Origin of the sequence: Pseudomonas caricapapayae, from assembly GCF_001400735.1 — a bacterium.
Taxonomy (GTDB): Bacteria; Pseudomonadota; Gammaproteobacteria; order Pseudomonadales; family Pseudomonadaceae; genus Aquipseudomonas; species Aquipseudomonas caricapapayae.
The window spans coordinates 23,921-40,105 of sequence record NZ_LJPW01000120.1 but is presented as its reverse complement, the minus strand read 5'-3'; the positions used below and the strand labels follow the sequence as shown (position 1 = coordinate 40,105).

The window sequence follows — 16,185 nt, the reverse complement described above, 5'->3', positions numbered from 1 at the left end:
CCCAGCCAGGGCCTTATGAGCAGACCCTGATGAGCATCCCGGAGATACGTTACCTATGAATGCAACACGCCTCGCCATTCCAGACGTCATCGTATTCGAGCCCAAGACCTTCGGCGACGATCGCGGCTTTTTCTTTGAAAGCTTCAACCAGAAGGTGTTCGAAGAGGTCGTTGGGCGCCCTGTAAAATTCGTCCAGGACAACCACTCGCGTTCGGTCGAGGGTGTTCTTCGAGGTTTGCATTACCAAATTCAGCGGCCGCAGGGCAAGCTCGTCCGAGTAACCGTCGGAGAGGTCTTCGACGTCGCGGTCGACCTGCGCAAGAGTTCCCCGACCTTCGGCAAGTGGGTGGGACTGCATCTCACCGCCGAAAACAAAAAACAACTGTGGATCCCGGAAGGCTTTGCTCACGGCTTCGTCGTATTGTCCGAAAGCGCTGAGTTCCTTTATAAAACTACTGATTACTGGGCACCGGAACATGAGCGTAGCCTTGCCTGGAATGACGCCACCGTGGGCATCGACTGGCCGTTCGGCCAAGCGCCCTCCCTGTCCGCCAAAGATCAGAAAGCCGTTTCATTCGAAAACGCCGAGGTGTTCGCTTAATGAACCCTCATCAAACCCCTTCAGCTGGCCCCTTGCGGCTCGTCAGCAGTCTGTGGACCAACCGCTCCTTGATCTCGCAAATGACCAAACGAGAAGTCATTGGGCGCTACCGCGGCTCGGTGATGGGCCTGGCGTGGTCATTCTTCAATCCGGTTTTGATGCTGGCGGTGTATACCTTCGTATTCTCCGAAATCTTCAGCGCGCGCTGGGTCGGAGTCGATACCGGCAAAGGCGGCTTCGCGATTCTGCTGTTCGTCGGTATGATCGTGCATGGCTTGTTTGCAGAGTGCGCCAACAGAGCGCCTTCTTTGGTGATGAGTAACAGCAACTACGTCAAGAAGGTGGTGTTTCCGCTGGAGATCCTGCCGGTTATCACCCTGGGTTCAGCGCTCTTCCACAGTTGCATCAGCCTGATAGTGCTGGTGATCGCACAGCTACTGATCTCGCACACGCTTTTCTGGACGGCACTGTTGTTCCCGCTGATTCTGGTGCCACTCCTTTTAGGCACACTGGGTATCAGCTGGTTTCTCGCATCCCTCGGCGTTTACTTGCGCGACGTCGCGCAGGTCATCACGGTTCTGACAACAGTCCTTCTGTTTCTGTCGCCGGTTCTTTACCCGGTGGCGGCGCTTCCTGAAGTCTATCGCCCCTGGCTGCAGATGAACCCGCTTACCTACATTATCGAAGAAAGCCGCAGCGTGCTGCTGTTCGGCAACCTCCCCCATTGGGGCAGCTTAGGTATCGCCATTGTGATTGGCGCAGTAATTGCCGTAATGGGGTTCTGGTTTTTTCAAAAAACACGCAAAGGATTCGCTGATGTCATCTGATCATCCGGTTATCAGCGTACAAAACGTCTCGAAGTGTTTTTACACGTACGACAAGCCACATGACCGCCTGAAGCAAGCCCTGGTGCCTAGAATTCAGCGTTGGTCAGGACAACCGTCCACTACCTATGGCAAGGAATTCTGGGCCTTGCGCGAGGTCAGCTTCGACATCGACCAAGGCGAAACAGTAGGCATTGTCGGTCGTAATGGTTCCGGCAAGTCAACCTTGTTGCAGATCATCTGCGGCACATTGAACCCGACTGTCGGTGAGATTCACACACGAGGCCGGGTAGCAGCCTTGCTGGAACTCGGTTCGGGCTTCAACCCCGAGTTTACCGGTCGTGAAAACGTTTATCTGAACGCTGCCGTGCTTGGGCTGACGCGTGACGAAGTAGACGAGCGCTTTGACGCGATCGCAGGCTTTGCCGATATAGGCGAGTTCCTTGACCAGCCGGTCAAGTCCTACTCAAGCGGCATGGCCGTACGCCTGGCGTTTGCGGTTCAGGCTCAGGTCGATCCGGAAATCCTTGTCGTGGATGAGGCACTTTCCGTTGGCGATGCACGTTTTCAGGCCAAGTGCTTTGAACGTCTCAGGCAACTGAAAGAAAATGGCACCAGCATCCTGCTGGTCACTCACTCCAGCGAGCAAGTGGTCACCCACTGTAATCGCGCCATTTTGTTGGAAAAGAGCAGAATCGAGATGATTGGCGAATCTCGCCCGGTCATCAATCGCTACACCGACCTACTGTTCGGACGTGAGAAGAGTGCTATCACCGACAAGAGCCTGGACCTCGCCGAAGCAGAGCGGGTGGAAGCGGCGGTAGTCGAGGCCGACAAGATAGCGTTGCGTTTCGATGAAGATGTGTACGCCAGCAGGCCTGGTTATAACCCCCATGAGTACCGCTGGGGAGATGGAGCGGCGACACTGCTCGACTTCCATATGAATGCATTGGGAAGGGAGTTTCCCAACAGTGTTGAGTCGGGCGAGGAAATCGTTCTTGATCTGGCCCTGCAATTCAATCGCACAGTGGTCAACCCGATTATCGGCTTTACGATCAAGACCAAAGAGGGTGTGACCGTTTATGGTACTAACTCTTACATGCAGGATTGCGAGGGCACAGGCCGAATAGGCAGCGCTGGCCAACAGGCAAAAGCGCGTGTGAAATTCAGAAACGCGCTGGCGACCGGTGATTACTTCATTTCCATCGGTATCGCCTCTCGGCAAAGCGAGGATATCGTGCCTCACGACCGACGCTATGATTCGATACATTTGGTCGTAGAACCTACTCCAAAGCTTCTGGGCTTGATAGACCTGGGTGCCTCCATGGAAATTGAACCGGTACTTGTTGATGTTTGAGCTTGATAGATATGGCTACGTTCGTGATACAGATACGGCAGTGTGGGTGCGGACTGATTATCAGGGCATAGCCTACAGTGATGGTGACAGCTCGGAAAACGAGCTGGCCAAGATCGTTCGTGAGGCAAGCGATGTATCGGTGCTGTCGAGCGAGCTGCCGCACTACTGTACGGACTGGCCAAAGCTTTATCACCTGAGTTCCACTCGCGGAAATATCTTTCGCCCGTTCGAGCATCTTCTAAAAGGTAAATCAGTTCTCGAAATCGGTGCGGGTTGCGGCGCGATCAGCCGTTATCTCGGCGAGGCCGGGGCTAGCGTGCTTGCGCTTGAAGGTAGTCCCCGCCGAGCTGCGATCGCAGCGAGCAGAACACGCGATCTGGATAACGTCACGGTGCTTGCTGAACGATTCGATGACCTGAATATTGATCAGCAATTCGACTCAGTGACGCTCATCGGTGTACTCGAATACGCCAGCATGTTCAGCAATGACGACAATCCTGCGCTGGGGATGCTGAAACGGGTTCGAAAGCTGCTCAAACCTGACGGGCATTTGTTTATTGCCATTGAGAACCAACTCGGGCTCAAATATTTTGCCGGTGCGCCAGAGGATCATGTCGGTGTTGCCATGTACGGTATTGAGGGTCGATATGCTGACCGCCAGCCCAAGACATTTGGTCGCAAGGGCCTGGACCAATTGATAGCCCTCGCTGGCTTTGCATCATCAAGCTTTTTATCACCGTATCCGGACTACAAGATTCCCAACTCCCTGATCACAGAGAACGGTTTCAATGCCGATAACTTCGACGCGGCCGCATTGGCCTGTCAGAACACTCGAAAAGATCCGCAGTTACCGTCGACCACCACGTTTAACCTTGAAAAAGCCTGGCCGGTGGTGATCGAGAATCATCTGGGCATGGACCTCGCGAATTCGTTTATGGTCGTTGCTTCATGCCAGCCGTATGACGCAGTCCCCAGCAATGTTCTGGCGTATCACTACAGTACAGGGCGCAATGCCGAGTACTGCAAGGCCACGGTGTTCGTCGACACCCGCGAAGGCATCGAAGTCCAATACCAGCGTCTGAGTACTATTGAAGCGGCCGCTCACCAGGACGACCTATTCAATTTCATTCTGCCTGCAGCGCATGGCTACGCAAAAGGCAATTTGCTAAGCCTGCAATTTCTTGAAGCCTCAACAACGAAAGACTGGTCAGTCGAAACATTCACTCCTTTTCTGACGACCTATCTGAGTTGCCTGAGCAAACTCTTGGCTGCGGAAGGAAGTGCTACCGCACTGGACAATGTAGAGGTTCGTTTACCTGGCCATTATATAGACGCCGTTGCGCAGAACATCATTATTGACAGTGACGGCAACCCGCACCTCATAGACATCGAATGGGAAATGACGGAAGGCGTCGAACTCGGTCATCTGCTGATGCGCGGCCTGCTACTTCTGATAGCGAATAAAGTCCCCTTTTACCCAAGCACGACCATGATCAACAGGCGTGATTTTATTGTTCAGTTGATTGGCAGTACCGGCCTTGAGATCACCGAGCAGACGCTGAATCGCTATGCGCTGCTAGAGGCCATGTTCCAAGAAAAAGTCACCGGCCGTGAAGCGGTGAGCTTTCTTAATTGGTCACCAGAAGCAACCATTCAGAAAATGGGATCCTTGGATGACAAGGCGCCTAAACTGGCGACGCTCTATATAGGTGATGCAGCGGGTGCTTTTAAAGAAGAGCGGACGATAAGTCAGTTTGTACACGATGGGCGCCAGACCTTAGTGTTCGCGGTTCCAGCGACCTACCAGTGCGCGGCACTACGCTTTGATCCAACCAACATTCGCCAATCCTTTTCGGTAGACGCAATTACTATTTATGACGCGAATTCGGAAGCTTGGTCCTGGCGTGACAGTGCCAGTGCGCCTCTCGACTCTGCGGGCACTACCACATTTGTTAACGAAGTGAATGACAGTACAATGTTCATGGCATTGGACGATGACCCGAACCTTGTGCTTCCTGTTGATCTCAATTCGCTATTAGCCGGGAAGTCGTTCAAAATACAGATCACGTTCACTTTATTCACGGAAGGTCAGGTCGCTGAGCGACTCCTTCAACAGGAAGAGGAGCTCAAGCTAGCGCTTGAGTCTATATCGGATTTGAACCTTAAAGACCGCTCAGCTTTAGAGGCCGTCGAGGTAGCGAACCTTGCGGTAGAGGAAGATCATCGTCAGGCTCTGGAGAAGATAGAGGCTGAGAATCTGGCAGTACAAGATAGGCATCGACTAGCCCTTGAGGAGCTTGAAACTGCGCACCAGATAGCCAAGGAGCATCACCGATTGGCGCTTGAGGAGTTCGAAGCTGCACAGCTCGCCTCTCAGGAAAGCCATCGACTCGCGCTTGAGGAGCGGGAGGCGGCAAACCTGGCGATTCAAGAAAATCATCGCATTGCAATGGAAAATCTTGAGGCGGCAAACCTTCAGATTCAGGCAGAACACCGTCAGGCCCTAGCGGATATCGATGCGGCTACCCGAGAGGCGCAAGATAAGCATAATGCCAAGTTAGCACAGCTTGAGATTGCGATTTTGGCAGCTCAGGAAAATCACCGCCTGGCACTCGTAGACAAGGATACGCATGTTCACAACTTGAACCTGCATATTATCGCGATGCAATCTTCTTACAGCTGGAAGGCCACCGCCCCGCTCAGGAAGATAACCCGATCTTTTTTCCGTGCGAAACGTGTTGCTGCTTCGATTCCCCTGATTGTACAGCGAGGAGGCGGAATTTCCAGCACCGCGAAGAAGGCCTACCAGGTGTGGCGCCTCAGAGGGCTCGCAGGTGTCATCGCACAGGCTCGCTGGGTTCGAGGTGAGGCTCAACATGCGTTCGTTGGAAGCGAGATGCGTGAAGTGCCTGATCGACACGACTATTCTCGATGGGTCCAATACTATGACACATTGGGCGAAGCCGAAATCAATCGTATCAACGAGCACATGAACCGCTGGATTGAGTACCCGCTCATTTCCATCATCATGCCGGTGTATAATCCACCACTTGACTTACTGCGCGAAGCCGTGGACAGCGTGCGCTCACAGCTCTATACCAATTGGGAGCTGTGCCTCGCTGACGATGCTTCGACAAATCCTGCAGTGATCGAGTACCTGAAATCTTTGAAGGCGCAAGACAGGCGCATCAAAGTTGTTTTCCGTGGAAGCAATGGTCATATCTCGCAGGCAAGTAACTCGGCACTGGGCGTCGCCAAAGGTCTGTTTGTTGCGCTAATGGACAATGATGACCTTCTCCCTGCCCATGCCCTTTACTGGGTTGCTCGCACCATTCGTGAAAACCCGGATGCAGGCTTGATCTACTCAGATGAGGACAAGATTGACACCGAAGGCAATCGTAGCGCCCCCTACTTTAAGTCAGATTGGAACGAGTTCCTATTTCGTTCGCAAAATATGGTCTGTCACCTTGGAGCCTATCGTCGTGATCTCGTCAATGAGGTCGGGCAGTTCCGAGTAGGCTTCGAAGGTGCTCAGGATTACGACCTCGCGTTGCGTTGTATAGAAAAACTTAAGCGCGATCAGATTATCCATATTCCGCGCGTGCTTTATCACTGGCGTATACACGCTGGCAGTACAGCCATGGCCGGCGACGAAAAGCCTTATGCTGCATTGGCGGGCGTTAAGGCGCTTGACGAGCATTTGGAACGTCAAGGTCGTATTGGTTCGACAGAGTTGCTACCGACAGGTCAGTATCGCGTTCACTACAACCTGCCAGCGACGCTGCCTCTCGTGACACTTGTCATACCGACACGGAATGCTTATGCACTGGTCAAACAGTGCATCGACAGCATCAAAAGCCTGACCACGTACAAAAATTACGAAATCATTCTGATCGATAACGGCTCTGACGACCCCGAATCACTGGCGTACTTTGCTCACATCGATCAAGAAGAAAACATTCGCGTCCTTCGAGACGATGGGCCGTTTAACTACTCTGCGCTCAATAACGGCGCTGTACGCATCGCCAAAGGCGAACTGATTGGCCTCATCAACAACGATATTGAAGTGATGACTCCTGAGTGGCTCAGCGAAATGGTATCAATCGCGTTGCAGCCGAAGGTCGGTGCAGTAGGCGCAAGGCTTTGGTATCCAGATAACAGACTTCAACATGGCGGTGTCGTGGTGGGCATAGGTGGTGTTGCAGGCCATGCACACAAGTATCTCCCAAAAGGTGCACATGGCTATTTCTGCAGGGCGGAGCTGATTCAGGAGTTCTCGGCGGTCACGGCTGCATGCCTGATCATTAAAAAGTCAATTTTTGATGAGGTGGGCGGGCTGGATGAACAACACTTGAAGATAGCATTCAATGATGTGGACTTCTGCTTGCGAGTTCAGGAAGCCGGGTATCTCAACGTCTGGACGCCGTTCGCTGAGTTGTACCATCATGAATCGGCTACGCGCGGTCTGGAAGACACGCCTCAAAAACAGGAGCGATTTGGGCATGAGATTCGCTACATCAAAAATCGCTGGCCGAACATTCTGGTGGATTATGCCTATAGCCCGAACTTGACCCTTGATCACGAAGATTTCGGTCTGGCTTGGCCTCCAAGGATCAAAAATTGATCGCAGTCACCGAAAACACTCAATACCTCGCTGTCACATTTTCTGCAACCTTAAGGGTCGCTCGTGCTTGACACTAACCATTCAGATCACCCAACAGGCTGGTCGAGCGCTCGTTACCAACGAGCGCTGGCCGTTACCTATTTTATTGTTCTAGCGGTCTGGTCTGCGGGAATTGCCTTTAACGGTGCGCCGGATGAGTCAACGCACTTCTTTTTACTGGAATACCTGAAAGCGTTTCATTCGCTGCCAGCAGCCAGTGCGCCGACTCAAGCGTTTACAGGGACCCTGTCGGGATACACCTGGCAACCCGGCGAGTTTTGGTATCACGGGCTGCCATTCCCACATGTCATTGGTGCGCTGATCAGTTCATATGGTCTGAGCTGGATGTTACCGAGCGATTTGGGCTATCTGGCTGCGAGATGCTTTAACTGGGTACTGGGCGCAGTGTTTATCTGCGCCTTGTTCCGCATCGCAAATCGCGCAGGGATGCCGAAGAAAGCTGCCGCCCTTGCTGCGCTCCTGATCGCACTGATCCCGCAAGTCTCTTTTGTCTTCTCGTATTTCAACAGTGACGCATTCGGGTTGATGAGTGTGGCGTTGCTGATCAGTGCACTTCTGGGTTTTTTGAAGGCCCCCAACAAGCTGGGCGCGCTGTGTCTGGGAGGTGCGATCGGCCTGATGTTTCTGGCAAAGCTGTACCTGCTGCCCGCCTTGGTTTTCACAGCGGTCATGCTTGCCGCACATCAGTTTTTTGATAGCAAAAGCCTGAAGCGATATGTACCGACGATGGCAGTCGTTGCAGCTATCTTTTCCGTGCCCATGCTGCTTGTTACCTTTTTGAAATATGGTGAGATGTCAGGGATATCCGGGCAAATTGACTTCGTGGCCTTGCACAAAAACAACCCTGCTGCGGGTTATGGCACCTGTTACATCGGGTGCTCGGGTCACTTGGTCAATATGGAAAACGTCTTTCCGTGGATCAGCCTCACACTAACGAGCTACTTCTCGACCACCGGATGGATGAACATATTTCTGCCTTCGACCTACTACATGGGCGCGGCAGTTTTATTCATTTTGCTTGTGACAGCAGCAGCCATCCAGACAGCACGTGTCTATTCACGCGATAACAGACGGCTTTTTTTACTGAACTACCTGTTGCCGTTGGTCATGATTCTGGGCCTTTTTCCTTCGATCATCCTGCTGAGCCTGCTCGCGTCACAGAACTCCCTGCCCCAACCACAGGGTCGATACCTGTTCGTCACGATTCCGTTTCTGGCGTTGCTCGTCGCATTCGCCAGCATGAGCCATGCTCGAGCCAGGAACTCAGCGTCATCTGCAAGAGATATCAGGTCAAACCGTTTTCATCTGAAATGGCTGGTTGTGGTGGCAGCATGGATGGCATGGACAAACATGGTTGCCTGGAACGAAAACACTCTAAGCCCAAGGAACATTCAGATGTCTGCCATCGGCAAGATGGTGACGGAAGCAGTTCTGGCCAGCGGAACCGGCAGAAATTCAGGTACCGATACCCTAAGTGCTGCGCAGCTGGCAGAACGTTTATCGACGATCAACGGCGAATTTTTCATCAAGGTTCCCTCCGGACAATCTGGCGCGGCGGGTACGATCGACGAAGTTAGAAAAACCTCCGAAGGCTTGTTACTTAGGGGCTGGAGTGTACCACCGGCAACCGAGGGCTCACCTGAGTACGTCATCGCTGTAGAGTCGGGGAAAGTCCTGGGTGCGATCAGAATCGAGATCAAACGACCAGACGTTGCTGGCGCTCTGGCTGACAAGACTGCCCTTCGCAGCGGCTATGAAGGCGTTATCCACGCAGCTTCGTCTCCCGACAAATGCGATCTTAAACTTTATACTGTCACTTCGACCTTCAACATTTTTACAATGCCTGATGTTTGCGCATCCATCAGCCGTTTGTCTCACTGATCATGGAAACCCTAATGGAAAATATTCCGCTTTTCTCGGCCATCAAAGCTAACGCTGGACTTGATTTCGCTACGCCGTTGAAGGCAGTGCTGGACAGCCACTGGTACGTTTTAGGTAACGAAGTAAAGCTGTTCGAGGAAGAATTCGCTGCCTACGTAGGCGTACAACATTGCATCAGCGTAGCGAACGGCTCCGACGCGCTGGAACTGGCACTTAAAGGACTGGGCGTTTCCGTCGGTGACCGCGTGGTCGCCGTGGCAAACGCAGGTTTTTACGGCAGCACTGCCATTCACGCAATTGGCGCGACTCCTGTGTATGCGGATGTCGACCCGGCAACATTGACCCTGTGCAAAAACTCTCTGGAAGCAGTGGTTGCCAAGGAAAAGCCAGCGGCCATCATCGTTACGCACTTGTACGGTCAATTGGCAAACATTCAAGAGATCGTCAAGATCGCCTCTGCCGCCGGTATCCCTGTTCTTGAAGACTGCGCGCAATCCCATGGCGCTCGACGCAACGGTAAACAAGCAGGCAGCTTTGGCACCATTGCATGCTTCAGTTTCTACCCGACCAAAAATCTGGGCGCTCTCGGTGACGGTGGCGCAGTGGTTACTGCTGATGACGCTCTGGCAGCACGTATTCGCCAGCTTCGCCAGTACGGTTGGGACCAGAAATACCGCGTTGCCATTCCTGGCGGCCGCAACAGCCGGCTCGACGAGATGCAAGCCGCAATCCTGCGTATCAAGCTGCCTCATCTGGACACCTGGAACGAGCAGCGTCGCTCGATAGCCAAGCGCTACAATGAAGCGTTTTCCGGGCTGGACATCGAGCTGCCATCGTCGGTTTCGGAAGACTACGTTGCACATCTGTATGTGATTCGCGCGAAAGATCGGGCAGCTCTGGCTGCCGCGCTTAAAGAGAAGTCAGTCAGTACTGATATCCACTACCCGATTGCCGACCACAAGCAGCCAGCGTATGCAGCCGCGCCGTCTGTCGCTCTGGACGTTACCGAACGTACATGCGATACCGTCATCTCCCTGCCCTGCTTCCCTGGCCTGACTGACGAAGAAGTTGATCGCGTCATCAAGGCAGTGACCGCGCACTTTTCCAAGGAGATATGATTTTGCTGACGCTGGTTATTCCCGTTTATCGCAATGAGAGCAATCTTCCGGATTTGCTCGTTGCCGTAACGGCGCTGGATAAGCAACTCGGACACGAGCTTGAAGTCGTGTTCGTTGTGGACGGCAGTCCCGATCGCTGTTACGAGATACTCAAGGAACAACTGCCGTCGCAATCGTTCAAGTCCAAGCTGATCTTGTTATCCAGAAACTTCGGCTCCTTCATGGCTATCCGCACGGGCCTGCAGCACGGAAAGGGCGAGCGTTTTGCGGTAATGGCAGCTGATCTTCAGGAACCTCCAGAGCTGGTTCTGGAAATGAACACGGTCCTGATGCGCGGCCATACCGATGTTGTGGTCGGAGTACGTGAAGGTCGACAGGATCCATGGGCGACGCGGACTGCTTCAAAGATTTTTTGGGGCTTTTATCGTCGCTACGTCATTCCTGAAATCCCACCAGGCGGCGTAGACATGTTCGCCTGCAACAAGGCCTTTCGGGACACATTGCTGACCCTTGAAGAGCGTCACAGCTCTCTCATCGCGCAGATATTCTGGATGGGCTATCGCCGTGAAGTAGTTACTTACACCCGGCAGGAACGAGTTCACGGTACCTCTGCATGGACCCTGCGTAAAAAAGTCAATTACCTTATGGACAGCGTGTTCTCCTTTACGGACATGCCCATACGGATATTGACCCGAGTGGGCGCGTTCGGCTCAGCGTTTGCTGCGTTGTTTGGTGTGTTTACACTGATTGCCAAGCTCGAAGGCAGAATCGAAGTGCCCGGCTACGCGATGATCATGCTGGCCATCACCTTTCTTGGCTGTTTGAACCTGCTGGGATTAGGCATCGTTGGCTCCTATGCGTGGCGCACTTACGAAAACACAAAGAATAGACCCTTGGCCATCCCCATGCGGATCGAGGGATTTGGAGAGACTGATGAGCAGCGGTAAGGATTTTTTTGTTCACAGCCATGCGCTGTGCGAGTCCGATAATATCGGTAAAGATTCACGGGTATGGGCGTTCGCACATATCCTTCCAGGCGCACGCCTCGGCAGTGAATGCAACGTGTGTGACAACGTCTTCATAGAAAACGACGTTATCATCGGTGATCGGGTGACGCTGAAATGCGGTGTACAGGTATGGGATGGCATTACCATTGAGGACGATGTCTTCATTGGCCCTAACGCCACATTCACCAATGACCTGTTTCCACGCAGCAAGGTCTATCCGCAAAGTTTCGCCCGCACCATCATAAGAAAAGGCGCCTCACTGGGCGCTAACTGCACAATTCTTCCAGGTATCACCATCGGCATCAACGCCATGGTCGGCGCGGGCGCTGTCGTTACCCGTTCTGTACCGCCTAACGCGATCGTCGTAGGCAACCCGGCCAAGATCATTGGTTACGTGGACGCCAAGCCTGTCAACATCAGTAGCGAGACACGTCCGGAAACAGCGACGCCAGGCGTCACCTCCACGTCTGTGAAGAACGTTACCCTGCACACGATGAATGAAGTGGCGGATATTCGAGGCAGTCTGTCGGCGGGCGAATTCGAACGTTCAGTGCCCTTCAAGTCCGAGCGCTATTTCCTTGTATACGATGTGCCGACTGCCGAGACCCGGGGCGAGCACGCGCACCGTATATGTCATCAGTTCCTGGTGGCAGTAAAGGGCTCGGTTCATGTAGTTGCGGATGATGGTGTCAATCGTGAAGAGTTTATTCTCGACAAGCCAAATCAAGGCATCCACCTACCGCCGATGACCTGGGGTATTCAGTATCGCTATTCTCAGGACGCCGTGCTGTTAGTGTTTGCGTCTCATTACTACGATGCAGGGGACTATATTCGTAATTACGAAGAGTTTAAAACCCTTATCGCAAACGCTGAATAATGGCACCATGATGAACCAGGCGGTTTTAAAATTCTTAAAGCAGGATTTTGCCCGATTCCTGATGTCAGGCGGTTTTAACACCGCCTTGACCTACGGGCTCTATCTTGTACTGCTGATGTTTCTGTCCTATAACATCAGTTATACGATCTCTTACGTATCCGGAATAATACTCGCCTACATCATGAATCGTTTTTTTGTATTCAAGAGCCATCAGGGACTGCGTTCAGTCATTCTATTGCCGTTCATATATGCTTTCCAGTACTGCTTGAGCCTGGCGATACTTTGGTGCTGGGTTGAAAAACTTAAACTGGATGCAAGACTGGCACCGCTGGCGGCAATTGCATTGACGCTGCCCGTTACGTTTATTCTTTCAAAACTTGCCTTCTCGGCCACCCCCGCATCACGACAGCATAAGCCTCACTAAGCGTAGTTTACCCATACGCTCTGTATTTCACCCTATTGAAGGCGTGCCCCCCTAAAAATGTTGACGCGTCCGGTGCCGATGCCTGAAGGAGCAGCCCTCACCGTGCTGCACTGGCCACCAGGAATTTGAGATGCGCAGAAAGTTAAATAGCTGACAAACCAGTACTCCCCCTACAATCCTAAGGAAAAATCATGCACAAAACCCTTGCGGCCATCAGTTTTCTTACCTTTTTAGCAGCCCTCATTTCTGGGTGTGACGGGAAGTCAGATAGCGCATCCAGCACGGCAAACACCAAAGTCACTCACTATTCATTCGACAAATGCAATATTGATTCGATCGCGGGAACAACAGGGGCTAGCATCTACGTTAATCGAGAAGTGGTTGAGTTCAATGGATGGGCCTTCGACCCGTTGAAGCAAGAGGCCCCCAAAGAAACTAGACTCCGTCTAACGGGCTACAAAGGCGCTCCGGATACGTTTAAAGACCCGGTCATTATTGATCGCCCCGATATAGTAAAAGCATTCAAAAATGATAAGCTTCTGAAATCCGGATTTTCATTTAAAGCAGACCTGTCTTCATTTGAATCAGGCGGCTACAGCGTGGTTTTAGAAGTACCTGGCGAAAACTCGTCCAGCTTATGCCAATCTAAAGTCCTGCTCATCATCAAATAATCAGACGTTACCTAGCCCCTTACGACAGACATACCCCAAAGGCCGACAACGATGGATCATGCAATAAAAGAGAGGACCCTAAACAGCTTTGTGCTGCTATTGATATCGGCTATTTTTGTCGTGGGGAATTTTCTATGGCAAGCCCATGATGGATTTAATCTTTGGGATGAAGGCTATCTGTGGTATGGCGCCCAACAGATCATGAAAGGCGAAGTACCCGTTCGAGATTTCATGGCCTATGATCCAGGTCGCTACTACTGGTCCGCGGGATTCTTTGCGCTTATGGGTGACACCGGCGTAATAGCCTTGCGTGCAGCCGTTGCAGCGTTTCAATTATTAGGGGTCTACGCAGGGCTCTGGACAATTTCCATTGCATTAAAATTGAACACGACAAGAAGACTTGCTTATCTGTGCATCGCGGCTATCACTCTCATGGCCTGGATGTACCCGCGACACAAGATCATTGACATGTCCCTTTCGATGATCGTCGTCGCCAGCCTGACTTATCTCCTGCTGAATCCTCGCATGAAACGTTACTTTTTTCTCGGGGTTATCGTGGGCGTCGCTGCCGTGTTCGGGCGTAACCACGGCGTCTATGCTGCGGTGGCAAGTCTGATAGCCATGGGTTGGCTGACAGTTAAATCACCGACGCCCGATAACCGTTTGACGGGCATTGCGGCCTGGGCCGCAGGTGTTGTGGTTGGCTATTTTCCTGTATTGGCCATGTGCCTTTTTATACCAGGCTACTTTACAGCGTTCATCGACACGATTGTCTTCATGCTTGAGCAGGGTAATACGAACTTACCCCTCCCTATACCTTGGCCCTGGACGGTGGGTTTTGGTACTGCCGGGGTCGTAACGGAAACGAGATGGTTCCTGATCGGGCTATGTTTCATGGGGTTGACAGTATTCGGAGGTGGGGCACTGGCGTGGGTGTTCAAAGAGCGATTCAAGGGCCGCGCTGTGCGTCCAGAACTTGTGGCCGTCGCTTGCGCGGCCCTGCCTTATGCCCACTATGCCTTCGCTCGGGCAGACGTGGGTCATCTCGCGCAGGGAATATACCCTCTACTCTTGGGTATCTTTATGACTACAGGGGCACTTCACTCAGACATTTTAAAATGGGCACTGGCGATGCTTACGAGTGCCGTCAGTCTATTCATTCTTTCCGCCTGGCAGCCTGGAGTCCTTGCTCGCACCCAAGATGGGTGGACCTCGGTAGAAGTGTCCGGATCAAGCCTATCCATGAACCCCAGCACTGCCGAAGCTGTAGGCCTTTTAAGGGACCTGACCGATCGCTATGCTCCAGCGGGCAGAAGCGTGCTGGTGTTACCTTTCTGGCCAGGAGCTTATCCTTTACTGCAGCGGGACGCGCCGCTCTGGGAAATTTACGCGCTATCGCCTCGCAGCGAAGCTTTTCAACGGTCTGAAATCGAACGCATAAAGAAGGCTGACCCCGGTTTTGCATTGGTCTTCAACATGCCGATGGACGGACGAGAGGAACTAAGATTCTCAAATTCGCATCAATGGATTGAAGAATACATTCGCACTCATTTTGAAGCGGTCACGAACTCTCCTAATGCGGCCTATCAGATATACAAGGCACCGGATAAAGCAAAGACACACTGATTGCAGTGAGCCCCGGAATGTGCCCAGGAACGCTGGCACGTCCCCCTCACACTCTGTCCAGGCACACCGCCAGGATCAGGCTCAGGTTGCCCTGCACGGTCTGCCGGTAGATACCGGCTTTTCGAAGCGTGTACACCCGCTTGAACAGACGCTGCCTGCGACCGTTTTCAAAATACTCCAGAACGCGCCGACTTTCCTCAGTGAGCACATACTCCATGTCCTTGAGAATCGCCACATTGGCATCGTTCCATTCAACAAATCGGCCTGAAAGCATTTTGCGAAATCGTATCAGCCTCTCTCGAGTGCTCGCGTTAGCCCCGATCAAGTTTCCTCGGTGCTGACGATAGTAAAGGCAGGGGTCGGCGTCATAGAACACCTGCCCGCCGCATCCTGTCACCAAAAGATAGGTGAGCCAGTCATGGGCGATAAGAGGAGCGCGTTCGGGCAATTTAGCCAACAAACCGCGGGTCGCTCGGTTGATCAGCATCGTATTGGCACCTGCCAGGCTCTGAACCAACGCATTTCTAAATGACGGCGTTTTTTTAAACAGCGGAGAAACCCCGATCACCTTCAAATCTGCATCGACCAGTCGGGTTCTGGAGCAGTAGAGCGCCGGTGTGTCGGGCTTCAATAGCTCAAGGCGAGCCACGCTTCTCTCCAGCTTGTCGCTGAACCAGACGTCATCCTGATCACTGAACGCGAAATAATCGGCGTCTACTTCAGGGCGTTGAACCAGCGAGACAAAGTTCTCCGCAAAGCCCTTGCAAGGCCCGCTGAAAATAACCAACCGCTCGCGTCCCCAGCGGCTCTGGTAGTGAGAAAGAATGCCGACGGTGTCATCAGTTGACGCATCATCGGAAACATAAAGAACCCAATTGCGAAAGGTCTGAGCGAAAAACGATTCAAGTTGCTCACGGAGGTACGCAGCCCCATTGTAAGTGCATAACAAAATAGCGACGCGTGGGCGGACTGACACCTCGGATGAACCTCGACGTCGTAGAGGGCTGACACCATCCGCCCTGTGTTTTTCGGTGAGCTGCGTTCTCAAGAAACCTTTCGCCTGCAAAAACCGCGCATTTTACGCCTTGTATCGACGCTCGTCAGTCATCAAATGA

Annotated in this window: 12 protein-coding genes; 11 read left to right on the top strand and 1 reads right to left on the bottom strand. The window is 52.6% G+C overall.

The annotated features are described in order from the left end of the window. Window positions 1-55: 55 nt before the first annotated feature. The 11 genes from rfbC (at window position 56) to ALO80_RS16555 (ending at window position 15,070) form a co-directional block, all read left to right on the top strand. Window positions 56-601 (top strand): dTDP-4-dehydrorhamnose 3,5-epimerase, encoded by a 546-nt coding sequence (gene rfbC, locus ALO80_RS16605; RefSeq protein ID WP_055009781.1) that lies wholly within the window; start codon window positions 56-58, stop codon window positions 599-601. After that, a complete protein-coding gene (locus ALO80_RS16600; protein WP_055009780.1) occupies window positions 601-1,428 on the top strand; it encodes an ABC transporter permease in 828 nt (275 codons plus the stop codon). The genes rfbC and ALO80_RS16600 overlap by 1 nt, the downstream gene beginning before the upstream one ends. Next, complete coding sequence (locus ALO80_RS16595; protein WP_055009779.1) at window positions 1,418-2,782, top strand: ABC transporter ATP-binding protein; 1,365 nt, start codon at window positions 1,418-1,420, stop codon at window positions 2,780-2,782. Before ALO80_RS16600 ends, ALO80_RS16595 begins: the two co-directional genes overlap by 11 nt. After that, the gene (locus ALO80_RS16590) at window positions 2,775-7,406 is read left to right on the top strand and encodes a glycosyltransferase (protein ID WP_055009778.1); all 4,632 of its coding nucleotides are present in this window, start codon (window positions 2,775-2,777) and stop codon (window positions 7,404-7,406) included. Before ALO80_RS16595 ends, ALO80_RS16590 begins: the two co-directional genes overlap by 8 nt. 63 nt (window positions 7,407-7,469) lie before the next feature. Beyond that, a complete protein-coding gene (locus tag ALO80_RS16585) occupies window positions 7,470-9,347 on the top strand; it encodes a glycosyltransferase family 39 protein (protein ID WP_055009777.1) in 1,878 nt (625 codons plus the stop codon). Between the two features lie 14 nt (window positions 9,348-9,361). After that, window positions 9,362-10,465: a DegT/DnrJ/EryC1/StrS family aminotransferase gene (locus tag ALO80_RS16580; protein WP_162491683.1), complete on the top strand. Its 1,104-nt coding sequence runs from the start codon at window positions 9,362-9,364 to the stop codon at window positions 10,463-10,465. Further along, window positions 10,462-11,412 (top strand): glycosyltransferase family 2 protein, encoded by a 951-nt coding sequence (locus ALO80_RS16575; RefSeq protein ID WP_055009775.1) that lies wholly within the window; start codon window positions 10,462-10,464, stop codon window positions 11,410-11,412. The genes ALO80_RS16580 and ALO80_RS16575 overlap by 4 nt, the downstream gene beginning before the upstream one ends. Then, window positions 11,399-12,349 (top strand): WxcM-like domain-containing protein, encoded by a 951-nt coding sequence (locus ALO80_RS32340; RefSeq protein WP_055009774.1) that lies wholly within the window; start codon window positions 11,399-11,401, stop codon window positions 12,347-12,349. Before ALO80_RS16575 ends, ALO80_RS32340 begins: the two co-directional genes overlap by 14 nt. Window positions 12,350-12,356: 7 nt before the next feature. Continuing rightward, window positions 12,357-12,773 (top strand): GtrA family protein, encoded by a 417-nt coding sequence (locus tag ALO80_RS16565; protein ID WP_055009773.1) that lies wholly within the window; start codon window positions 12,357-12,359, stop codon window positions 12,771-12,773. A 191-nt stretch (window positions 12,774-12,964) separates the two neighbouring features. Next, the gene (locus tag ALO80_RS16560) at window positions 12,965-13,444 is read left to right on the top strand and encodes a hypothetical protein (RefSeq protein ID WP_055009772.1); all 480 of its coding nucleotides are present in this window, start codon (window positions 12,965-12,967) and stop codon (window positions 13,442-13,444) included. 51 nt (window positions 13,445-13,495) lie between these two features. After that, window positions 13,496-15,070 (top strand): hypothetical protein, encoded by a 1,575-nt coding sequence (locus ALO80_RS16555; protein WP_055009771.1) that lies wholly within the window; start codon window positions 13,496-13,498, stop codon window positions 15,068-15,070. Between the two features lie 46 nt (window positions 15,071-15,116). Here ALO80_RS16555 and ALO80_RS16550 read toward each other — a convergent pair whose 3' ends face one another. Beyond that, window positions 15,117-16,118, bottom strand: a complete 1,002-nt coding sequence (locus ALO80_RS16550) for a glycosyltransferase family 2 protein (protein WP_083493302.1) — start codon at window positions 16,116-16,118, stop codon at window positions 15,117-15,119. Window positions 16,119-16,185 lie beyond the last annotated feature (67 nt).

Coding starts and splice junctions, on each gene's coding strand:
- rfbC (WP_055009781.1), top strand. CDS start 56: ATGAATGCAACACGCCTCGCCATTCCAGACGTCATCGTATTCGAGCCC.
- ALO80_RS16600 (WP_055009780.1), top strand. CDS start 601: ATGAACCCTCATCAAACCCCTTCAGCTGGCCCCTTGCGGCTCGTCAGC.
- ALO80_RS16595 (WP_055009779.1), top strand. CDS start 1,418: ATGTCATCTGATCATCCGGTTATCAGCGTACAAAACGTCTCGAAGTGT.
- ALO80_RS16590 (WP_055009778.1), top strand. CDS start 2,775: ATGTTTGAGCTTGATAGATATGGCTACGTTCGTGATACAGATACGGCA.
- ALO80_RS16580 (WP_162491683.1), top strand. CDS start 9,362: ATGGAAAATATTCCGCTTTTCTCGGCCATCAAAGCTAACGCTGGACTT.
- ALO80_RS16575 (WP_055009775.1), top strand. CDS start 10,462: ATGATTTTGCTGACGCTGGTTATTCCCGTTTATCGCAATGAGAGCAAT.
- ALO80_RS32340 (WP_055009774.1), top strand. CDS start 11,399: ATGAGCAGCGGTAAGGATTTTTTTGTTCACAGCCATGCGCTGTGCGAG.
- ALO80_RS16565 (WP_055009773.1), top strand. CDS start 12,357: ATGATGAACCAGGCGGTTTTAAAATTCTTAAAGCAGGATTTTGCCCGA.
- ALO80_RS16560 (WP_055009772.1), top strand. CDS start 12,965: ATGCACAAAACCCTTGCGGCCATCAGTTTTCTTACCTTTTTAGCAGCC.
- ALO80_RS16555 (WP_055009771.1), top strand. CDS start 13,496: ATGGATCATGCAATAAAAGAGAGGACCCTAAACAGCTTTGTGCTGCTA.